This is a genomic window from Bacteroidota bacterium (assembly GCA_038746285.1).
In the GTDB taxonomy this organism is placed as follows: domain Bacteria; phylum Bacteroidota; class Rhodothermia; order Rhodothermales; family JANQRZ01; genus JANQRZ01.
Window position 1 is genome coordinate 1 of sequence record JBCDKT010000021.1, and the last position, 20,149, is coordinate 20,149.

15 protein-coding genes are annotated in these 20,149 nt (G+C 69.1%); 10 read left to right on the forward strand and 5 right to left on the reverse strand.

Annotation, left to right across the window (positions count from 1 at the left end; translation table 11 throughout):
- Positions 1–161: 161 nt before the first annotated feature.
- Together AAGI91_08585 and AAGI91_08590 are read right to left on the reverse strand one after the other, a co-directional pair.
- On the reverse strand, positions 162–1,826 hold the full coding sequence (locus tag AAGI91_08585; GenBank protein ID MEM1042670.1) for a PA domain-containing protein: 1,665 nt from the start codon (positions 1,824–1,826) through the stop codon (positions 162–164).
- 149 nt (positions 1,827–1,975) lie between these two features.
- Positions 1,976–2,386, reverse strand: a complete 411-nt coding sequence (locus AAGI91_08590; protein MEM1042671.1) for a DUF4130 domain-containing protein — start codon at positions 2,384–2,386, stop codon at positions 1,976–1,978.
- Between the two features lie 322 nt (positions 2,387–2,708).
- On the opposite strand from AAGI91_08590, the gene hemG reads away from it, so the two are divergent.
- A complete protein-coding gene (hemG, locus tag AAGI91_08595; GenBank protein MEM1042672.1) occupies positions 2,709–4,073 on the forward strand; it encodes a protoporphyrinogen oxidase in 1,365 nt (454 codons plus the stop codon).
- Here hemG and AAGI91_08600 read toward each other — a convergent pair.
- The 3 genes from AAGI91_08600 to AAGI91_08610 all read right to left on the reverse strand — a co-directional run bounded on the left by AAGI91_08600 (position 4,056) and on the right by AAGI91_08610 (position 7,634).
- Positions 4,056–4,757, reverse strand: coding sequence for a hypothetical protein (locus tag AAGI91_08600; protein ID MEM1042673.1), 702 nt, complete (start codon positions 4,755–4,757; stop codon positions 4,056–4,058). The genes hemG and AAGI91_08600 overlap by 18 nt on opposite strands.
- A gap of 71 nt (positions 4,758–4,828) precedes the next feature.
- Positions 4,829–6,268, reverse strand: coding sequence for a glycine--tRNA ligase (locus AAGI91_08605; GenBank protein MEM1042674.1), 1,440 nt, complete (start codon positions 6,266–6,268; stop codon positions 4,829–4,831).
- A 205-nt stretch (positions 6,269–6,473) separates the two neighbouring features.
- Positions 6,474–7,634, reverse strand: coding sequence for a thioredoxin domain-containing protein (locus AAGI91_08610; protein MEM1042675.1), 1,161 nt, complete (start codon positions 7,632–7,634; stop codon positions 6,474–6,476).
- 383 nt (positions 7,635–8,017) lie between these two features.
- Here AAGI91_08610 and cruF point away from each other — a divergent pair, with 383 nt between their 5' ends.
- From cruF to AAGI91_08655, 9 genes are all read left to right on the forward strand, one after another.
- Positions 8,018–8,884 carry a bisanhydrobacterioruberin hydratase CruF gene (cruF, locus tag AAGI91_08615; protein ID MEM1042676.1) on the forward strand — a complete coding sequence of 289 codons (867 nt, stop codon included), beginning with the start codon at positions 8,018–8,020 and terminating at the stop codon, positions 8,882–8,884.
- Positions 8,881–9,888: a phytoene/squalene synthase family protein gene (locus AAGI91_08620; protein MEM1042677.1), complete on the forward strand. Its 1,008-nt coding sequence runs from the start codon at positions 8,881–8,883 to the stop codon at positions 9,886–9,888. The genes cruF and AAGI91_08620 overlap by 4 nt, the downstream gene beginning before the upstream one ends.
- Entirely contained in the window at positions 9,885–10,604 is a 720-nt protein-coding gene (locus tag AAGI91_08625) for a 1-acyl-sn-glycerol-3-phosphate acyltransferase (GenBank protein MEM1042678.1), read from the forward strand. The genes AAGI91_08620 and AAGI91_08625 overlap by 4 nt, the downstream gene beginning before the upstream one ends.
- A 76-nt stretch (positions 10,605–10,680) precedes the next feature.
- The gene (locus AAGI91_08630) at positions 10,681–11,319 is read left to right on the forward strand and encodes a hypothetical protein (GenBank protein ID MEM1042679.1); all 639 of its coding nucleotides are present in this window, start codon (positions 10,681–10,683) and stop codon (positions 11,317–11,319) included.
- 152 nt (positions 11,320–11,471) lie between these two features.
- Positions 11,472–12,542: a glycosyltransferase gene (locus AAGI91_08635; GenBank protein MEM1042680.1), complete on the forward strand. Its 1,071-nt coding sequence runs from the start codon at positions 11,472–11,474 to the stop codon at positions 12,540–12,542.
- Positions 12,543–12,714: 172 nt separating this feature from the next.
- Positions 12,715–13,524, forward strand: a complete 810-nt coding sequence (gene pyrF, locus AAGI91_08640; GenBank protein ID MEM1042681.1) for an orotidine-5'-phosphate decarboxylase — start codon at positions 12,715–12,717, stop codon at positions 13,522–13,524.
- 231 nt (positions 13,525–13,755) lie between these two features.
- On the forward strand, positions 13,756–17,169 hold the full coding sequence (locus AAGI91_08645; GenBank protein ID MEM1042682.1) for a S8 family serine peptidase: 3,414 nt from the start codon (positions 13,756–13,758) through the stop codon (positions 17,167–17,169).
- 177 nt (positions 17,170–17,346) lie between these two features.
- Positions 17,347–18,690, forward strand: a complete 1,344-nt coding sequence (locus tag AAGI91_08650; protein ID MEM1042683.1) for a T9SS type A sorting domain-containing protein — start codon at positions 17,347–17,349, stop codon at positions 18,688–18,690.
- 332 nt (positions 18,691–19,022) lie between these two features.
- Positions 19,023–20,072: a T9SS type A sorting domain-containing protein gene (locus AAGI91_08655; protein ID MEM1042684.1), complete on the forward strand. Its 1,050-nt coding sequence runs from the start codon at positions 19,023–19,025 to the stop codon at positions 20,070–20,072.
- Positions 20,073–20,149 lie beyond the last annotated feature (77 nt).

The following is a 20,149-nucleotide window of genomic DNA, read 5'->3' on the forward strand; positions in this document are numbered from 1 at the left end:
CGAAAAATATTACTATAAAACATTAATATAATATTATTATAAGAATATAATTATCAAATATATACAACTAAGGGGCCTCGCCGGCGTCAGCCGACAAGGCCCCTTAAGTCAGACCCAGTGTGGAGCACGCACGCGGCGTGCCGCACCGAGGCCAGGCTGTGCTAGCGCACGACCGTGACCTGCTCGCTGAGCTGCGTCGCACCGGCCGTGAGGCGGTAGACGTAGACCCCGCTCGGCAGGCTGGCCGCGTCGAACTCGACCGTCTGCAGGCCGGCCTGGCGGACGCCGTCGATGAGCGTGGCGACCTCGCGGCCGAGCACGTCGTAGACCACGAGGCTCACATCCTGTGCCGTCGGGAGGTCGAAGCCGATTGTCGTCTTGGACGAGAACGGGTTCGGGTAGGCCGACTCGAGGCGGAACGTGCCCGCCTGCGTCGTCTCCTCAACGTCCACAGTGAACATCCGAGCTTCGGTCGCATTGGCGAAGAGCTCTGCCTCCGTCGTGCCCGCTACGTAGGCGAACCGAACCGTCACACTAGCCCCTGCGCCAATGTCGTACGGACCCGTACCGGTGACGGCAGCCCGCTCAGCCGGGTCACCGATAGGCGAATTATCTCCTGTGAGTGCCGCGAAGAGCTGATCGTCGTCGGCTGTGGTAGCGTCTGTGCTGTACCCGGAGAGCCCATCTACGCCGATGGCTGTCACACCGTAATACTGGGTCATGGTGTCGTCGAAGACGTAGGGCAGAGCCAGGTCTTCGTTGTAGCCTCCGGAATCATTCTGAGAAGCTCCGGGATCAGACCCAGGCGGAGGGTCATCGGCATCCACGATGTCCCAGTCGGCAAAGATGCCGATGTAGGCGTCGTCGATAGCGCTGCCTGATGTGTTTCGCACTTCGAGCTCAACGATCACGAAGGAATCTCCTGTGCGCGAGTACGAGCGCTGCGTTACGCTCACACCCAGTTCCTCCGAATCATACGACGTAGTAAAGCCCTGATCGAAAGGATCGGGGAGGCTACCGATAGGTGCCACGTCTGCTACGTTCACAAACTCCGGTGCTGCCCCCGTGTAAGGGTTGGTGTTGACAATGCCCCCCTGTGCGACGAGCACGCTGCTCACGAAAAGACCGCCCTGGGTGGTGTCGTCCTGGACGATGAAGGCGAACGGCTCTCCATCACCCTCGGCAGCGAAGTTAGCGTTCGAACCGAGGAAGCCGTAGTCGTAGACGCTGAAGACGATCTCACCCGTTTCATGCGTCCCCACCGTGGAGGGCGGGGGAGGGAAGACCTGAGGCGTGATGTTGATCGGGACGATCGTTACGTTTGAACCGAACTTAGTTTCCACGGTGAGGGCATCGCGGACGGTCATCGTGACGGCAGTCGCTGGTATGGTGCATTCCAACGGATCGCAGTCGCCGCCAAAGTTGGGAACATCGTCGACGGTGCTGCCGATGATGACCGCAGCCGCACCGGCCGCCGAAGCTCCTCTGACCTTCGTGGAGAACTGGCAGGAGCCGCGGTAGATGAGGACGATGTTGCCCTCCACCTCCTCAGGGTTGTCGATGGACGGGACGAACCCAAGCGGATCGGCGTCCGGGTTGTCTGGGTCCTCGGCGCAGCCGATGTCGGGCTCGGCGAGTACGATGGGGAGCGGGCCGACGTTAGTGTCCTCCTCGAAGGCAGTACCGAAACTGATCCCGTACGAGGCGTACGTATCGCCGCCTTCAACAACAACGTTGAGGCTGTCGCTCGAGTCCTGCGCGAAGGCGGAGGACGGAGCCAGAACTAGCGCGAGGAGTGCGATTAGGCAGTAGCGCAAGGTTTTCATAACGAATTGCGTTGGTTAGTGGTGTTGACGGTCGTGCCCTTTGCCTCGTCTCTTTACTCGGGTCGCGCTGGAGTTGGGGGGAAGAGGGGGTTTGTAACAGGGCAACAGCGCGATTATACGGGCTTCCGGGACGAAGACGCAACCTTTTTTTACGCGTCCGGCTCGCGGGTGTGCTCACCCTTTGCCCATGTCCTGGTCTTTGCCCGTGTCCTGGTCGCCTCGGTCTCGCTCTGCATCTCGGTCAGCGAAGGCCAGTACCGGCGCGGCACATGCTGGAGCTGAAGACGAGGGTTAGATCTCTCTGGAATCGTGACCGCTCGGAAGTACGTCTGCCACATCCGCTGGAACGCATACCCCTCTTCGGCGCGAGGCGCAGAGGCGTCCGCCGGCACCGGAGCGAAGCGTCTCCCCGCCGCGTCGTGGACGAGGGCGTAGCCCCGGTGCCGGTCTACGATGGCCCACTGCATCGCCGGGTAGCGCGGCGAAGTGCTCGCCGATGAGCGGGAGCACGTTAGTGGGGCGCTCGCGTGTTTTGCGGAGCGGTTTGGCAGAGCAGACACCTCGGCGAGGCGTCCCTACCCCGCCATCTCCAGTGGGGCTATCTCCGGTAGGGCGCGCTCGGCGAGCGCGCCGTTGCACCGGACCTCAGCGCAACGTGCCCTATCGCCGCGAGGTACCGGTCCTCGGTACGCGGAGCAGCCACTCGGCATCGGCCTGGTTGACGGCGATGGAAGAAGGGAGACGGCGATGGAAGAAGGGAAAGGGGGAAGATGCAACACGGACCGCTCTCCTCCACTCTACCATCTTCTATCCTTCTCTACCATCTTCTATCCTTCTGGTCGAGACAGAGCGCGATGGCTTCGCTACCTTTCCTTCTACACCTTGCTCTCCACGCCTATCGTCCCCCTCACCCCACACATCGCCGTCGTCGGCGGCGGCATCAGCGGCCTCGCTGCCGCGTGGCGGCTGCGCGAGCGCGGAGCAGCGGTCACGCTCTTCGAGGCACAGGGTGAGACCGGCGGGGTGATCCGCTCGGTCCACCGCGACGGGTTCCTCGTGGACGAGGGCCCGAACACGCTCGTGGCCCGGTCGCAACGCGTGGTGAACACCCTAGCGGCACTCGGACTGGACGAGCAGCAGGTCTGGGCGAGCGAGGCAGCGAAGGCGCGCTACGTGGTCCGCGGTGGCAGGCTCGTTCCGGTCCCGACGTCGCCGCGCAGCTTCGCCACGACCCCGCTGCTCTCGGCGCGGGCCAAGCTCCGCCTGCTCGCCGAGCCGTTCGTCCGAGCTGGCACCGACGAGGACGAGTCGCTGGCCTCGTTCGTCCGCCGCCGCCTCGGGGCCGAGGTGCTCGACTACGCGGTCAACCCGTTCGTGGCGGGCGTCTGGGCGGCCGCTCCGGAGCGGCTCGCGGTGCGCCACGCCTTCCCGGCCCTGCACGCGATGGAGCGCGAGCGTGGCTCGCTCGCGCGCGGCCTCGTCCACCGGATGCGTACCCGCCCCCCCGGACCACGCCTCTCGGCGCGCCCGTTCTCCTTCGCTGGCGGCGCGCAAGCCCTCCCCGACGCCTTCGCCCACCGCCTCGGCGATGCCGTCCGGTTGCAGACCTCAGTCACCGGGCTGGAGCGCACGGGCGAAGGCTGGACGTTGACGACCCGAGCGGACGGCGGGGAGCGCGAGGGCCGGTTCGACGGCGTCGTGTGGGCCGCCCCGCTGGACCGGCTGCCGGAGATTGAAGCCGGGCGGGCCGTGCCGCCGGTGTCCCACTCCGCCGTCTCAGTCCTCGCGCTCGGCTTCCGCCGCGCCGACGTGGCGCACCCCCTCGACGGGTTCGGCGTCCTCATCCCGGAGCGCGAGCCGTTCCGCCTCCTCGGCGCGCTGTTTTCCTCGACCCTCTTCTCGAACCGCGCACCCGAGGGCCACGTCCTCCTCACCTGCTTCGCCGGCGGCACCCGGCACGCGGCCGACGCGCTGCTCCCGACCGACGACCTCGTGGCGCTCGCCCTCCGCGACCTGGGCACGCTCCTCGGCGTGCGCGGCGATCCGGTGTTCGTCCACCGGAAGCGGTGGGACCGGGCGATCCCGCAGTACGACACCGACTACGACCGCGTACTCGGCACCCTCAGCCACCTCGAAGCTGCGAATCCCGGTCTGCACTTCGCGGGCAACACGCGGGGCGGCATCTCGGTGGGCGACGCGCTCGAGACCGGCCTCGAGGCCGCCGACCGGCTAGCAGGTGCCGGCTGAGCCGCCGAAGGCGAGGTACTGCAACAGTTTCCGCTTGGCCACCGGAAGGATCGTCGCCTCGACGGGAAAGTCGAGGTCGGTGGCGAGGCGGTAGGTGGCCGGAGCCGGCAGGTCGGGGTGCTCGGCGACGAGGCGCTGCTTGAGGTCGTGCGCCTGCGCGTCCGCCGAGGCCGTCCCGACCGCCGCCGTGCGGAGGCTGCGGAAGCGCTCGTCGTGGCGCGTGAAGATGGACACCGCGTAGCGAAGAATGCGTACCACGCCACTGTCGGGGACGAGCAGGTACCCCTCGTCCTGGTACGACGGCACGATCCCGACGGCCTCGACCTCGGTGTGCTCGTCCACGAAGTCGAAGATGGCCCGTCCTTCCTCGATCACCTCCTCGACGAGCGGCGAGGCCCACGCGATCAGGGTCTCAAAAAGAAACGCAGGCTCATCCATCGGCTCGTAGCGCAGCGTGCCCTGGTTCAGATCGATACCGGTGATCTGGCCGCGCCCGCGCAGCGCGTCCGACCCGTCCGCGACTTCCTGCATCGCCTCGTGGAGGTGAATCAGGTCGGCGAGGTGCGGATAGACGGCGTTTTCGCCGAACGCGCGGCGGGCTTCCTGGAGGCCGTGAAGCACCCGGTAGCGGGTGGATTCTTCGTCATGGGCGCCGGTGAACAGCGCGAGGTCAAGCGCGGGCATGGCACGCGAGGGCTGGTGACTGCTTCACCGAACCTTTGCAAATTGCCTGCCATTGTCCGAAGGTACGGCCTCTATTCCTCGTCTGGCTGCCACTCGGCGATACGGTCGGCGATGTAGCGGCGGGCGTTGTCGGCCGGGATGCGCTCCTGCACCATCGAGTCGCGGTCGCGGATCGTGACGGTCTGGTCCTCGAGCGTGTCGCCGTCGACGGTGAGGCAGAACGGGGTGCCGATCTCGTCCTGCCGCCGGTAGCGCTTGCCGACGGAGCCTTTCTCGTCGTAGAAGACGTTGAACTGCCGGCGGAGGTCGTCCTCGATCCGGTGCGCCACGTCGGGCATGCCTTCCTTCTTAACGAGCGGGAAGACGGCGGCGGTGTAGGGCGCGATTTCCGGGTGGAACTTGAGCACCGACCGCTTCGCGCCGTCCACTTCTTCTTCGCGGTAGGCGTCGCAGAGGACCATCAGGATCGTCCGGTCGAGGCCGACGGAGGTCTCGACGACGTAGGGCACGAAGCGCTCCTGGCTCTGCGGGTCGAAGTATTCCATCTTCTTGCCGCTGAACTCCTGGTGCCGGGCGAGGTCGTAGTCGGTGCGGCTGTGGATGCCCTCGACCTCCTGCCAGCCCATTGGGAAGGCGTACTGCACGTCCTGGGCGGCGTCGGCGTAGTGGGCGAGCTTCTCGTGCTGGTGCCAGCGCAGCTTCGAGGCGCGCACGCCGAGGCCGAGGTGCCAGTCCATCCGCTTCTGGCTCCATGCTTCGTACGCCGGCATCTGCTCGCCGGGCTTGACGAAGTACTGCATCTCCATCTGCTCGAACTCGCGCATCCGAAACACGAACTGCCGCGCCACGATCTCGTTGCGGAACGCCTTGCCGATCTGCGCGATGCCGAACGGGACCTGGAGGCGGGCCGTCTCGCGGACGTTCTGGTACTGGACGAAGATGCCCTGCGCGGTCTCGGGCCGGAGGTAGACCTTGCTCTCGGAGTCGGCCGCGGGGCCGATGTGGGTCTCGAACATCAGGTTGAACTGCCGCACGTCGGTCCAGTCGAACGCGCCGGAGTCGGGGCTGCGGATCTCCTCGTCCATGATGACGGCGTGGAGCGCGCCCGACGGGTCGTCGGCGTTGAGAGCGTCCACGAGCCGGTCGTAGACGGCGTCGGCACGGTCGTCCTTGCCCTTCTTGCGGAGCTTCGCGATGTGACCCTCGATGAGCTGGTCGGCGCGGTAGCGCATCTTCGAGGCCTTGTCGTCGATCAGCGGATCGCTGAAGGCGTCGACGTGGCCCGACGCTTTCCACACCGTCGGGTGCATCAGGATCGCCGCGTCGATGCCCTCGATGTTGTCGTGCCGGTAGACCATCGCGCGCCACCACCGCTCGCGGACGTTGCGCTTGAGCTCGACGCCGAGCGGGCCGTAGTCGTAGACGGCCGAGAGGCCGCCGTAGACCTCGGAGGACTGGAAGATGAAGCCGCGCCGCTTGGAGAGCGAAACGATCGTGTCGAGGTCGGGCATGGGGTAGGGTTCGGGATGAGGAGGGGGGCTAGAAGGTAGACGAGCGGCCCGAACCGGAGTGGGGAGAATGGATGGAAGAGCGGAAGGGGTCAGGCGCGGAAGAAAGGAAGAGGGCGTTGGCGCAGAGCACAACGGCCTCGCTACCTTTCTCAGCTTTCCTGCGCTCTTCCGCTCTTCCGCTCTTCCGCTCTTCCGCTCCTGAAGCTCACCCCGCCACTGCCTCGATGGCCGCGCGCAGCGGGTCGAGGCGGAGGCGACCCTCGTAACGCTCGCCGTTGACGAACAGGGCCGGCGTGCCGTCGACGCCGCTGCGGACACCGCTCTTGAAGTCGGCCCGGACGCGGTCGGCGAAGGCGTCGGTGTCGAGGTGCTCGCGGAAGGCGTCGAGGTCGAGGCCGAGGCCGGCGGCGAGGGCGTCGATGCGGTCGTCGCTGAGGGCGTCCTGGTGGGCGATCAGGGCGTCGTGCATGGCCCAGAACTGGCCCTGTGCCCCGGCGGCTTCGGCGGCTTCGGCCGCGCGCTGCGCGTGTGCGTGGACGCGGACGAGCGGGTAGTGCCGGTAGGCGGCGAGGAGGTCGTCCCGCTCGTCGAGCAAGGTGTCGAGGAAGCCGTGGACGCGGGCGCAGTAGGGGCACTCGAAGTCGCCGTACATCAGGACCGTCACGGCCGCGTCGTCCGGGCCGCGCCGGTGGTCGCGGTCGCTGACGGGGAGCGCGAGGCGGCGGCGCTCCTGAACCGGCACGCCCTGCCCGTCCGAGGGGCGGCTGACGACGAGCGCGCCGTCGCCGGTCTCGGCGCGCTCGGCCCCGCGGCCGAGGAGGCCCGCGAGGCCGTCGGCCCCGGCGTAGCGGCGGAGCATCCACACCTCGGGGATGACCTCGGCGACGATCTCGCCCCGGTCGAACATCCGCACGACTGCGCTCTCGGAAGCCACGACGGCGACGGCCCCGGTGCGGAGCGTGATCGAAGCCCCGGCCATGTGGCGGCTCCCGAGGCCCATCGGGATGTCGACGCCGTCGGAGGAGGCGTCGATGTAGCGGGCGGCCGAGACGGCGACCCCGTCGTCGGTCACGACGAACCCGCCGTCGAGCTGGGCGAGCTCTTTGACCGTCTCGCGGAAGGCGGGGTCGGCGACGCGGCGGGCCTCGTCGGGGTGGCCGAGGAGCGGGTCGAGGACGAGCGGTCGGCTGTGGGCGAGCACGGCCTCGGTATCCCCGACCACGAAGAGGGTCCCGATCTTGCGCCCCTCGCGTCCCTCGCGGGCGATCTCGACGGCGAGCGAGAGGACGGCTTCGAGCGTGTCCTGGTTGACGCCGCTCCGGCCGGAGCAGACGTCGCGGAGGGCGTCGGGGTTGGGCGTCTGCATGGGCGGGCGGCTGGCGTGATTGGCTGAGGCCAGAAGTTAGATAACCCAAGTTGCGTGGTACAACTCCGAGAGGGCTACCACCCCGGACCGCAGACGGCAGACCGCCGGTTCCGGCACCCACGGCGGTCTGCCGTCCGTCGTCTGCGGTCCACCGGCACGGCGAGCGAATAGGGCACAACTTGGGTTAGATACAGGCGACGTGCCGCGTGCAGGCAAGGGTGGCCCCCTACACGCAGAGTCTCCGGCTTAGTTCGACCGAGGAGGGCGCGATGCGATCTTCCCACGCAGCGCCCGCCGCCCTTATTTTCACCGTCCCCCGAAACCCCGCGGACCCGGCCTCGTCGCTCCCTGCCCAACCGCCTGGCCGCCCCGCCTCCCGCCCGATGCCCACGCCTCCGCCCCGCACCGCCTCGACGCACCGGCTGTTCCTGCTCTGCCTCGCCCTCTTCGCCGGGTCGATCCTGTTCAGCGTGGCGGGGACCGTGCTGCTGAACTTCTTCCCGGCCCAGGCGGGCGTCGCGCTCGGCTGGATCGCCGCCAACCTCGGCCTGGACCTCGACGCACTCATCAAGGGGCCGACGTGGGTCTACATGGCCCTCCTGCCGGTGCTCTCCCTCCTGCTCTACCTGCCGGACCTCGGGTGGACGCGCTCCGTCCTCTTTCTGCTCTGGGGCAGCGCCATCGGGGCCGTCGCCGAACTCCTCGGGACGCAGACCGGCTTCCCCTTCGGAGCCTACACCTACGGCGACTACCTCGGCGCGAAGCTCGCCGGGCACGTACCGTGGTTCATCCCGCCCTCGTGGTACGCCGTCGCGATCATCGCCTACGACCTCGCCCGGCGGATGAAGGTCGGGACGACGGCGACGATCGTCTGGGGCGCGGTCTTCATGGTGCTCTGGGACGTGGCGCTGGACCCGGCAATGAGCAAGGCATTCCCGTTCTGGACGTACGAGACCGAGGGCATCTTCTTCGGGATGCCGCTCTCGAACTGGGCCGGCTGGTTCGTGACCTCGCTCCTGATCGTGTGGGGCTTCGACCGGCTCCTCGGCGGGCTGCAGTCGGCACCGGCGTGGGCCCCGACGCTCTATGCGCTGAACGTGATCTTCCCCGTCCTGATCTGTCTGCTCTACGGCCTGCCGCTGGCCGGGCTGATCGGCCTCGTCGCGCTCGGCGTTGCCCTCGCTGTAGTCGGGAGCCGAGGTGGGCGGCTGCTGCCGACGCGGTCCGCGCCGGAGGTGGCGCGCGTATGACGGCCCGCGTCCCATCGCCCCCCCTACCGCCGACGGGCCGCGCGAGCCGGGCCGAGGAGGACCGCTACCTGTGGCAGGCGTTCCACCACCACTCGCGCACGTTCTCGCTCGCCACGCGCCTGCTCCCGTCGCGGGTCCGCCTGCCGGTGGCGACGCTCTACCTCTACTGCCGGACCGTCGACTCGATTGCCGACGAGCGGGTGCTGGAGGCCAGCCCGGCCCAGGCCCTGGCCGACCTCGCCGAGGCCCAGCAGCACCTCGACCGCACGCTCGCGGGCGACCCGCCGGACCTGCTGCTCTGGCGCCGGCTCGCCGAGGTCCACGACCGCTTCGACCTCCGGCCGGGGCCGCTCTACGAACTCCTCGACGGGGCCGCCTGGGACCTGGAGGACCGGGGGATCGCCGACATGGACGACCTCATCGCCTACTCGGAGCGCGTGGCCGGGAGCGTCGGGGCGATGATGCTGCCGTTTCTCGTGGAGCGCCGCCGTGACGCCGACGGGCTGGAGCCGGCGGCGCGGGCGCTCGGCAACGCGATGCAGCTGACGAACATCCTCCGCGACGTGGGCGAGGACCTCGAACGGCTCGGCCGGATCTACCTACCGGACGACCTCCTGCGCCGCTTCGGCGTCACCCGCGCCGGCCTGCTGGGCATTGTCCGCAACGGGCACGAGCCGGGGGGCACCTACGCCGCCCTGCTGGAGTCGGTCATGGCCGCTGCCGAGCGGCTCTACGACGAGGCCGAGGCGGGCATTGCGGTGCTCCCCCGGCAGTCGCGCCTCGGCATCACGGCGGCGGCGCGGATGTACCGCGAGATCATGAACGAGGTCCGGGCCGCGCACTACGACAACCTCCGCCAGCGCGGCATCGTCCCGCTCCGGCGCAAGCTGCGGCTGGTCGTGCAGGACGGCTATGCCACGCGCCGCGCGCGCCTGATCGGCAGCGCCGCGCACCGGTTCGGGGCCAGCGGGGCGCTCCAGCAGGCTACCGAGACAGACGCATGACCTCGGGCGGCCCGGTCGGCAAGCGGGTGGCCGTCTGGGCGGTCTCGCGGCTCATCGAGCGCTCGCTGCGGTCCGACTTCCGCCGCGTCGTCTGGCTCGGGCCGAAGCCCTGGACGGACGGTACGCTCGACCCGGAGCGGCCGCTCGTCCTCTACACGAACCACCACAGTTTCTTCGATGGCTACCTGCTGTGGCTGCTCACCCGCCGCGTCCTCGGCCGCCCGCCGATGCTGTGGATGAACGAGTGGGAGCGCGTCCCGCTCTTCGGGCCGCTGGGCGCGCTGCCGTTCCCGCCGGACGACCCGCGCCGCCGCCTCGCCACGATCCGCGAGACGGCCCGCCGCCTCCGCGCGCACCCGCCTCCGGTCTTTCTGTACTTCCCCGAGGGCGAACTCGGCCCGCCGGACGCCGGGCTGGCCGCGTTCCCCCCGGAGCGCTTCACCCGGCTCGCGCGCTTCTTCCCCGACGCCGTGCAGTGGTGGCCGGTCGGCCTCCGGGTGACGTGGTGGGGCGAGGACCGGCCGACGGCGCTCATGACGGGCGGCGCGCCGCACGACGCCCCCGACGGCGGCGAGCATGCCCGGCTCGGGCATACGCTGGACGCGCTGCGCGGCGTTACCCCCGGCGACGGGGAGGTACTGCTCGACGGCACGCCAAGCGCCGACGAGCGATGGGATTTATCTTTGCTCGCCCCCCTGCTCCGACGCTGGACCTGAGAGACGATACCGTGACGCGCGAGGTCGAGCGCTACACCAAGCCCGCCCGCACTCCGTTCCACGCACCCCGCCCCGCATGACGCTGCTCCTCGCCCTGCTTCTGACGGTGCCCCTTCCCGACAGCTTGCCCAGCACGCCGCCCGATACGCTCGCCAGCCTGTACGCGCACAACGACTCCGACGGACTGGTGCGCCTGCACGGCAGCGCGGTCCGCAGCTTGAGCGACGACCTGCTCTACCGCTACCGGCTCTACCCGCTCACGCTCGACGCGCAGTACCTCGACGATCTCCCGGAGGAGAACGCCTGCGCGACGGCCCAGGACTTCGCGCTGCTGTCCGCGCTCTGGGCCTACCGGGCGGGCGAGGCCCCGCCGTGGAAGATGCCTGTCTACGGCATCCGCTCCGACGCCCTGCTCGACCGCGCGCGCGCCCTCGACCCGGACGACCCCTACGTCCTCCTCGTCGCCGGCCAGTCGATGCTCTACCGGCCGAGGATCTTCGGGCGAAGCCCCGAGAAAGCGCTCGAACTCTTCGAGCGGCTGCGCGGGATCGTGCGGTCGCGCTCGGTGCCGGGCCTCTCCCCGTTCGAGCCCGAGGTCTGGTTCTGGTACACGCTCCGCGTCCTCGGCCGCCCGAACACGGACCGCGTGCGCGACCGCCTGCTCGCTCAGGGCCCGCCCCCGCTCTTCCACCAGTTCCTGACCGACCCACCGTAGCACCTTCGGTGCGGAATGGGAGGAATGGGGAGAACGGGCGGAATGGGAAGCAGCGTCAGCGCGCTGCGCGGATGTCTCGGTAACTTTCGTGCCTTTTATTTCCACTCCTCCCACTCCTCCCACTCCTCCCGGCCCGCCCGGCCCTGCCCGGCATGCTTGTCCTCGGTGGCCTCCACGCCGTCTTCCTGAGCATCCTCGCGGTCAACCTCGCCTACTTGTGGCGGACGAAGCGCGCTCGCCTGGCCCCCAGCCCGCTGCCGCGGGTGTCGGTGCTGATCCCGGCACGGAACGAGGCCGACAACCTCCGCCGACTGCTTCCGACGCTGCGCGCGCAGGACTACCCGGACTTCGAGGTGATCGTCTACGATGACGGGTCGGAGGACGAGACGGCGGCGGTGATCGACGCGTTTGGGGTTCGGAAGATGCAGGGCGACGGGCCGCCGCCGGGCTGGGTCGGGAAGGTCCACGCGCTCTACCAGGCCACGCGCGAGGCGAGCGGCGAGGTCTACCTCTTCCTCGACGCCGACGCCGCGCTGAAGGGTGAGGGTGCGCTCCGCCGCCTCGTGGAGCGCTGGGCGGCGGCCGAGGCGAAGGCGGGCGAGGTGGGGGCCTTCGTGAGCGGCCTGCCCCACCTGCGCGGTGGCGGGCTGCTGCTGACGAGCCTCGTCCCGTTTGCGATCCTGACGGCGCTCCCCCTCCCGCTCACCCCGCGCACGACCTCACCGTCGCTGGCCTCGCTCAACGGGCAGTGCTGGCTCGTCGGGGCCCGCGCCTACCACCGGCACGAGCCGCACGCGGCGATGCCGGACGAGGTGCTGGAGGACGTGAACATCGGGCGCTACCTCAAGGCGAAAGGCATGCGCGCCGTCTTCCGCGACCTTCACGACGATCTCGAAGTGTGGATGTACCGGAGCCTGCCCGACGCGTGGGCGGGGTTCCGGAAAAACGCCTACCTGCTCCAGGGGGGTACCCCGCTCCGGTTCGCTGCCGCCCAAGCCTTTTTCTGGAGCGTCTTCGTCCTGCCGCCGCTCGTCTCGCCCTGGTTTCTGGTCTCGCTCTACGCCCTCAAAGTCGGTACAGACACCTACAGCCGCTTCCCCCTTCAGGTCCGCCTGCTCGCTCCGGTCTCGCTCCTCCTCGGCGGCCTCCTGCCGTTCGACTCCGCCCTCGGCCACTGGCGCGGGACGGTCCGCTGGAAAGACCGGGTGGTCGGTGGACGGTGAGGCGGAGGACAGAGGACAGAGGACAGAGGACAGAGGACAGAGGACAGAGGACAGAGGACAGAAAGGTAGGCGCGGAGCGCGAGGGGGTCGGTAAATTTCTGGGCTTTTCTTCCCACTCCTCCCACTCCTCCCACTCCTCCCACTCCTCCCACTCCTCCCACTCCTCCCGCCCTTGTCCTTCACCGCCCGCCTTCGCGCGGCCCAAGCCGCCACCCGCTCCCGCGTCTGCGTCGGGCTCGACCCCGATCCGGCCCGGCTGCCGCAGCCGCTCCGCGGCCGCCCGCTCGCCGAAGCCGTGCTCGCCTTCAACCGCGCGATCATCGAGGCGACAGCGGACGTGGCGTGCGCCTACAAACCAAACCTCGCGTTCTACGAGGCGCTCGGGGCCGACGGGTGGCGCGTCTTCGAGCAGACCGTCCGCGCCGTCCCCGGCGACCGGCTCGTGATCGCTGACGCCAAACGGGGCGACATCGGCAACACGGCGCGGATGTACGCCCACGCGTTCTACGAGCGGGCCGAGGCCGATGCCGTGACCGTCTCGCCGTACATGGGAAGCGAGTCGATCACTCCGTTCCTGGAGACCGAGGGCCGGTGCGCTTTCGCGCTCGTCGCCACCTCCAACCCGAGCGGGGCGGAGGTGCAGGACCTGGTGGCCGGCGGCGAGCCTGTCTACCGGTACGCGGCACGGCTTGCGGTCGAGGCCGCCGCGGACCGGCCGGGCGAGGCCGGGTTCGTGGTCGGGGCGACGCGGCCTGCGCTGCTGGTCGAGTTGCGCGCAGCCTATCCCGAGGTGCCGTTTCTGGTCCCTGGCGTCGGCGCACAGGGCGGCGATGCGGTAGCGGTTGTCGATGCGGCAGGCGCAGGACCGCTGCTCGTGAGCAGCAGCCGGGGCATCCTCTACGCCTCCGACGGCGAGGACTTCGCGGAGGCTGCTCGGCACGCGGCCCTCGGCCTGCGCGACGCGCTCGGCATCTCTGCGTAATGTTGCGAGCGAGAAGGCTGCAGCCTGATCCTGCACAAAATACGGGACAGATATATACCATACGCGCAAACCATTTCGCAGACGGTGTAGGCGGAGCGAATGGGCTGCTTTTTATGAAGTACTTGTGAACCTATTAAAAATGTGGTACCATATTGCGTGGCATCTTCGCTACCCTCCACCACTAGCCGGTGAAACCCATGCGTCCTGCTCGCTTAGTTCTCTCTCTTGACCTTGTCTGCCCTTCTTATCGACGCGGGCGACGCGCACGCGCAGAATCGCCTCACGCTCAAAGGCTCTGAGGTTCGCCTTGTCGGCGGCACCTGGTACCACTACACCGGCGGTCAGCAAGGCGACCTCGCGCTCCTCGACCGCATCATCGTCCGTCTCCAGAATGGGGCGACCCCGACGCAATCCGCCGTCGACCATGTGGTCGGGAGCAGTGGAGTCGATCTCATCGAATCGCCTCTGCCGGGGAACTACTTCGTCCTGAGCGTAGACACGACGGCGCACAACCCGCTCGTCGTTGCGGCCGACCTCTCGGCGCACTCGTCCGTCGAGGAAGTCATCTTCAACGGACAAGGCTCCGTCATGGGCGCGAGTCCGGGGGGCGTAGCGGGGAGCGTGGACCCCGTAGCCGACGTGCTTGCCGGTCCCGCTACCGGCAACCGAGGCAACCCCTGCACGAGCGGGTTCATCCCGAGCGATCCGCTCTGGGACAGCGGCGGCATCGACGTGGACGGCGACGGCATCGGCGACGGGCAGTGGAACCTGTGCGAGATCCGCATGCCCGAGGCGTGGGGCGTCACGACCGGCGAGCCGGAGGTCGTCGTCGGCATTATCGACTCGCCCGCCGACTACAACCACGTCGATCTCGTCGGCGGGTTGTGGACGAACCCGTTCGAGGCGAACGGGCAAAGCGGCGTGGACGACGGCGACGCAAACGACTGCATCGACGACCTGAACGGCTGGGACTTCGGCAATGTAGGGGCCTTCAATGGGTGCCCAGGCGACGCCGACCCCTCCAACATCGGCGACCCCGACTTCGACGGCGAGGATCACGGGACCGCTTCGGCCGGTGTAGCCCTCGCCCGAACCAACAACGCCGTCGGTGGGAGCTTCGAGGGCATGGCCGGCATCGCCGGCGGCAACGGTGACCCCGGCACGGGCGCGGAGTACATGGTCATCGCGCAGTACTACCGCTCCGGTATGCCCGGCGACCTCAGAACGGACGCCGAGTCCATCGCCCGCGGCATCCAGTACGCTGCGGAGACGGGCGCGGATGTGATCTCGATCACCTCGGGGTTCATGACGAACTACAACTTCTTCCCTCTCGCCGTCAACTTGGCGGAGACGCTCGGCGTGGTCGTCGTCGCTTCGGGAGGCAACGTTCGGGGGAGCTACGAGCGCCTCTACTATCCGGCGGCCTATCCGACCGTGCTCGCTGTGGGGGCCACGCTGTTCACCGACGAGCGGTGGCCAGGCAGTTCGGTCGGGGACAGCGAACCCAGCGGGAACGGTGACGATGAGTCCTTCGTGCTCGACGTGACGGCTCCGGGCGGAGAGAGGAGCATCATCTCGACGGACCCGACCGGCGACTCCGGCACGAACTCGGGTGACTATCTCACGTCGAGTAGTGAGCTTTATGCCGGAACCTCGGCTTCGGCGCCCCACGTCGTGGGCGTGGCCGCGCTCGTCCGTTCGATCAACCCCTCACTCACGGCGCTCCAGGTTCGGGAGATTCTCCGCCTCACCGCCGACCCCGACGAGTGCGTCGAGGTAGACCCCGATTACGACGAGGGGCAGGAGTGCGGCTACGGCCGCGTCGACGCCTACGAAGCGCTCAAAGCCACACTGGAACGATTCGGCGGCAGCCCGCAGGCGGATCTCTTGATTCCGGCCGGCGAGACGTGGGACTTCGGCGACGTGGAGGTCGCGTTCGCGCCGGGGGCGCGGCTCACCGTGGAAGGGACGCTCAACGCGAGCGGAACGACCTTTGACGCGGACGACACGAGCCAGGGCTGGGAGGGGCTGCGCGTCGAACTTGACGGTGAAGCCAACTTGTCCGCCGGGTCCGTACTCCGGGATGTGCAGAGCTACGGCGGCGCGGCGGTCTATGTCTACGGCGATTTCACCCTCGACAACTCCGACATCATTGGCAGCCCGCTCGGGCTGACCGCCAGCGGCATCTTCGCCTCGGGCGCAAGCGCGTTCGTCCGGGTGAAGAACGAGAGCGAGATTTTCGACCACGAGGGCGACGGCGTCTACGCCACGAGCGGTGCCTACGTGTACATCGAGGACAGCTTTGTCAGGGACAATGCGGACGGCGGGGTAAAGGCGACGCTGGCCGATGTCTTACTCTACGACAGTGTTGTCCGGGACAACGCGGGAGGCTACGGCGCGGAGGCCGTCTACTACGGCAGTGTCTCCTTCGGCTTCTTCTCCGGCCCCTACCCCGCACCGCCGCAGAACAACGACCTCGCCGACAACGCGGCCGGCACGCTCCTGGCTAACTACCGCGCCGACATCGCGGCGGGAAACAACGGGCGCTTCGAGCAGAACAACTTCCTCCGCACCGGGAGCGAGCTCCACGCCAAGGCCCGGACCGACTCCGACGTGCGGGCGCGGTGCAACTACTGGGGCAGCGCCTCGGGGCCGAACCTCGCCTTCGTGGACACCGACGCGTCGAGCACCTACACCTACCAGCCGTTCCTCACGGCTCCCGGGGGCATCTGTGACCTCGCTCAAAGCAGCCGGGGCTCCTCCCCTGCCGGCGGCTCCTCCCTCGCCGGCGGTACGCCGCTCATCGAACTGGAAGGCCCCGAGCAGGTGCCGGCGATGGTATGGGAAGCGCTCGGTCTGGCCGACACCGGGCAGACCGAGGCCGCCTTCCTTCTGCTCATGAGCGCGGTAGAGACGGCGGCGACGCCGGAGGCAGCGGCGCGCGCCTACGCGGCGCTCACACGGCTGGCACGGCGCGGCCCCTCGGAGGGCCTGGCGGGGTTCCTGCACGAGCGGAGCCAGGACGAGAGCGAGCGGCCGTGGGCGCTCTCGGCGCTCGTGGAGGTCCAGCGTGCCGAAGGCGAGACCGAGGGAGCAGGGGTCTCAGCTTCGGCGCTGACGGCGGAGTACGCCGGGACGGAGCACGCCCTGTTCGGGTGGGCCGCGCGCCACCGCGAGGCCGTAGAGACCGGGGACGTAGCGGCGGCGACGGCGGCGCTCGACGCGGCCGTGGCGGCGTGGCCCGAGCACGAGGCGACGGCGATGATGCAGCGCGAGCACACGGTCTGGCTGGGCACAGGCGACGGCGGCGGGCGCGGTGCAGTCACCGACGGCACGAGTAGCCCGTGGGCCCGTGCGGGATCGGCGCGTGCTGAGACGGCGTTGTACCCGGCCTACCCGAACCCGTCGTCGGGGCGCGTGACGCTCCCGCTGGTGCTGGGCGAGGACGCCGAGGCACGCGTGGAGGTCTTCGACGTGCTAGGCCGCCGCGTAGCGCTCCTCCACGACGGACCGCTGGCGGCCGGGCGCCACGCGCTCGCCCTCGACGGGGCGGTCCTCCCGGCCGGGGTCTACGTCGTCCGCGCCACGGTCGGAGGTCCCGGCGAGGCACGGCAACTGACGCGCCGCGTGAGCCTCGTCCGCTGAGGCGGGTCCGTTGAACCTCTCGGCGGGGCTGCCGGCCTGAGCGCTGGCGGCTCCGCTTCGCCTTCCACCCAGAGTTCCCCAATGACTACTCGTTGCAACCTTTCATGCTGCGCCCGCGCCGTGGTGCTCCCTCTCGCCGCCGCGCTGGTGGCGTCCGCGCTAGTAATGGCTCCACCCGTGCGCGCGCAGCCGACGGGGGACTCGCTCGCCTGGGAGCTCGTCGGCGAGCCCCTGGAGGCGCGGGGGCTGTTCGCCGCCGGCCTCGGAGACGGCCTCGCCCCGGCGGTCTACGCCAACGGCGACGACGGCCTCTTCGTGATCCGCCCCGGCGAGGCCGACTGGACGCTCCTCGCCCCGCGCGGCGACCTCCGCGCGAACCGGAGCATTTTTGTCTCGCGCGCGGGCACCTTCCTGGCCGGCAGTGGCAGCAGCATCCAGCGCTCGACCGACGACGGGCAGACCTGGGCCAGAGTCCTTGACGGCGGCTACGTCGCGCCGGTCTACACCCCCGAGGGCGCTCTCGTCACCGGCCTCGACGGCGACCCCGAGGACACCGTCGCGCGCTCGACCGACGACGGCCTCACCTGGACCGAGATCGACATGGCCCCCTCGCTCGGCACGCGCTTCCTCCCGATCACGTTCGCGGGTCTGCCAGCCTCGGGCGCGCAGCCCGGGGGCGTGCTGGTGGCCGGCGGCAACGGCGGGCTGGCCTACTCCGCGGACGACGGGCTGTCGTGGCAGGCGACGAACGTGTTCGGGACGTTCGCCTTCCGGGCGTCTTCGGTCGTGCGCGCCCCGTGGGGCGGCTCGGCCCCTGGGCGCGGGACGCTCTACGCCGCGGTCAACGACTTCTCGGCTCCGGGCATCGGCGAGGTCTGGGAGAGCACCGACGGCACCGTGTGGCAGCGCGTGGGGCTGGTGCCGGGGACCGACTCCTTCGGGGCGCTGCTCGTGGCGGTAGCGGACGATGAGGTAGGAGAGGTGCTCTTTGGGATGTACCTGACCGAGCGGGAGGACCTGCAGGTGTACCGCTCGGTCGACCGAGGACAGACGTGGGTGGGCACCGGCAAGATCGAGGCCGAGGAGCTGGTGGGCAACCCGGTCAAGATGAACGACCTGGTCGTAGGTCCGGAGGGGCGGCTGTGGCTGGGGATGGACCAGGGCACGGGCGGCCCAGGTCTGACGGGCGGGGTGTTCCGGACGGTCGAGCCGGTGTTCGTGGTATCGAGCGAGGAGGAGCCGGAGCCGGGAAAGCGGGGCGTTGAGCTCGGGGCACCCTACCCGAACCCGGTGACGGGGAAGGCCACGGTCGCGCTCACGCTCCCTACTGCCGCTGAGGTCTCGGTTACAGTTTTCGACGTGCTCGGTCGTCGAGTCTCGGTACTCGCGGACGGACGTTTGGAGACGGGTCAGCACCGGATGGACTTCGACGCTTCAGTCTTGCCGTCGGGCGTTTATCTGGTACGGGCCACCGTGAATGACAGGCGTGCCCTGACGCAGCGCTTGACGGTGATCCGATGAGCGGTGATCCGATGAGACGGCTGCTTTCGCTGGTGGTCGGGGCGCTTCTCGCGGGCGCCCCGACCACCACCCCGTGCGCGCTCGCGCAGGAACCGCTTACCGTCCAGGCTGACACGCTCGTTTGGAAGCAGGTCGGAACGCTACTCGATATGGGAGGGCTATTCTTCGATGGCGACACCCTCTACGTCTCGGGGATCGGTAATCCCATTCATGTACTTCGTCCCGGTGATGCCGACTTCGCAGAAGCATTTTCCTCAGGTATATATGGTAAAGACATCATTATTACGTCCAAGCGCACCATATGCATTCTGACGATCATAGGAGCTAGCGGTTTGGACTGTTTCGACTGGGCTCAAACGTGGTACGGAGAGCAGGAAGATGCCTTCACCCTCCCCGTCGCCACTCCCGAAGGTGCACTCCTTCTCGGCACCCGTGGCAGCGCCTCTGACGGCGGACGCCTCGCCGCACGCTCCACCGACGACGGCGCAACCTGGACCTCCCAGGGCCTCGGCGAGGGTACCGACGGTCTCGGCACCACGAACCTCGTCGTCATCCCGCCTTCGCCCGACTTCCCGGCAGGCCGCATCGTCGCCACCGGCTTCGGCGGCATCGCCTACTCCGACGACGACGGGCGCTCGTGGCAGCCTACCGCGCTCTACGGTGGCCTCGCCTACGCCGCGTGGTCGTCCGCCCGCATCCCGGCCGGCCCCTACGCCGGACGCCTCCTCGTCGTCGTCGAGCGCGGGCAGCCCGGCGGCGAACCGACGGGCCTCTACGCCTCGCCCGATGGCGCAGCGTGGAGCCGGATCGGGGACATCCCCGGCGGCGGCGCACGCGGGGCCGAGCTGCTCGCGGTCCCCGACGGGGCGGTCTACGTCTACCAGAGCAACACCGACGGATGGCCCGTCTGGCGCTCGATGGACGGCGGTCAGTCGTGGGCGAACCTCGGCCCGGTGTGGACCGAGTGGCCGGCCGAGCCACGCGAGATCGTCGTCGGGCCGGACGGTCGGCTGTGGGCGGCGTGCTCGGGCGGCGGGTTCGCGGGCTTCGACGGGGGCGTCTTCCGCACGGTGCTCCCGGCGGTGTCGGCGGAGAACGGACCGGCGGAGACGAGAAAGCCGGTCGCTGAGTTGCTGCCGAGCTACCCGAACCCGTCGGATGGGACGGTGACGCTGCCGCTCGTGCTCGGCACCGCTGCCGAGGTCCGGGTCACGGTCTTCGACGTGCTCGGGCGCGAGGTGGCCGTGCTCCATGAGGGGCCGCTCGCGGCGGGCGAGCACCGGCTGCAGTTCGTGAAGGCCGGGCTGTCCGCCGGGGTCTACCTCGTCCGAGCCGAGGGGTCCGGGGTAGCGGTCTCGCGGCGGCTTACGGTGCTGCGCTGAAGCCCTGCGGGCAGCCTTCCCGCCTGAGGTTATGCAGGGCGTCGGCGTGCGTCTACCTGGGCTCACGCTCCCGACCT

Bases quoted from the DNA above. Each gene is read 5' to 3' on its own strand.
- AAGI91_08610 (MEM1042675.1), bottom strand. From the start codon at position 7,634: ATGCAGACGCCCAACCCCGACGCCCTCCGCGACGTCTGCTCCGGCCGG.
- AAGI91_08625 (MEM1042678.1), top strand. From the start codon at position 9,885: ATGACCTCGGGCGGCCCGGTCGGCAAGCGGGTGGCCGTCTGGGCGGTC.
- AAGI91_08630 (MEM1042679.1), top strand. From the start codon at position 10,681: ATGACGCTGCTCCTCGCCCTGCTTCTGACGGTGCCCCTTCCCGACAGC.
- AAGI91_08600 (MEM1042673.1), bottom strand. From the start codon at position 4,757: ATGCCCGCGCTTGACCTCGCGCTGTTCACCGGCGCCCATGACGAAGAA.
- AAGI91_08605 (MEM1042674.1), bottom strand. From the start codon at position 6,268: ATGCCCGACCTCGACACGATCGTTTCGCTCTCCAAGCGGCGCGGCTTC.
- AAGI91_08585 (MEM1042670.1), bottom strand. From the start codon at position 1,826: ATGAAAACCTTGCGCTACTGCCTAATCGCACTCCTCGCGCTAGTTCTG.
- AAGI91_08620 (MEM1042677.1), top strand. From the start codon at position 8,881: ATGACGGCCCGCGTCCCATCGCCCCCCCTACCGCCGACGGGCCGCGCG.
- AAGI91_08635 (MEM1042680.1), top strand. From the start codon at position 11,472: ATGCTTGTCCTCGGTGGCCTCCACGCCGTCTTCCTGAGCATCCTCGCG.
- cruF (MEM1042676.1), top strand. From the start codon at position 8,018: ATGCCCACGCCTCCGCCCCGCACCGCCTCGACGCACCGGCTGTTCCTG.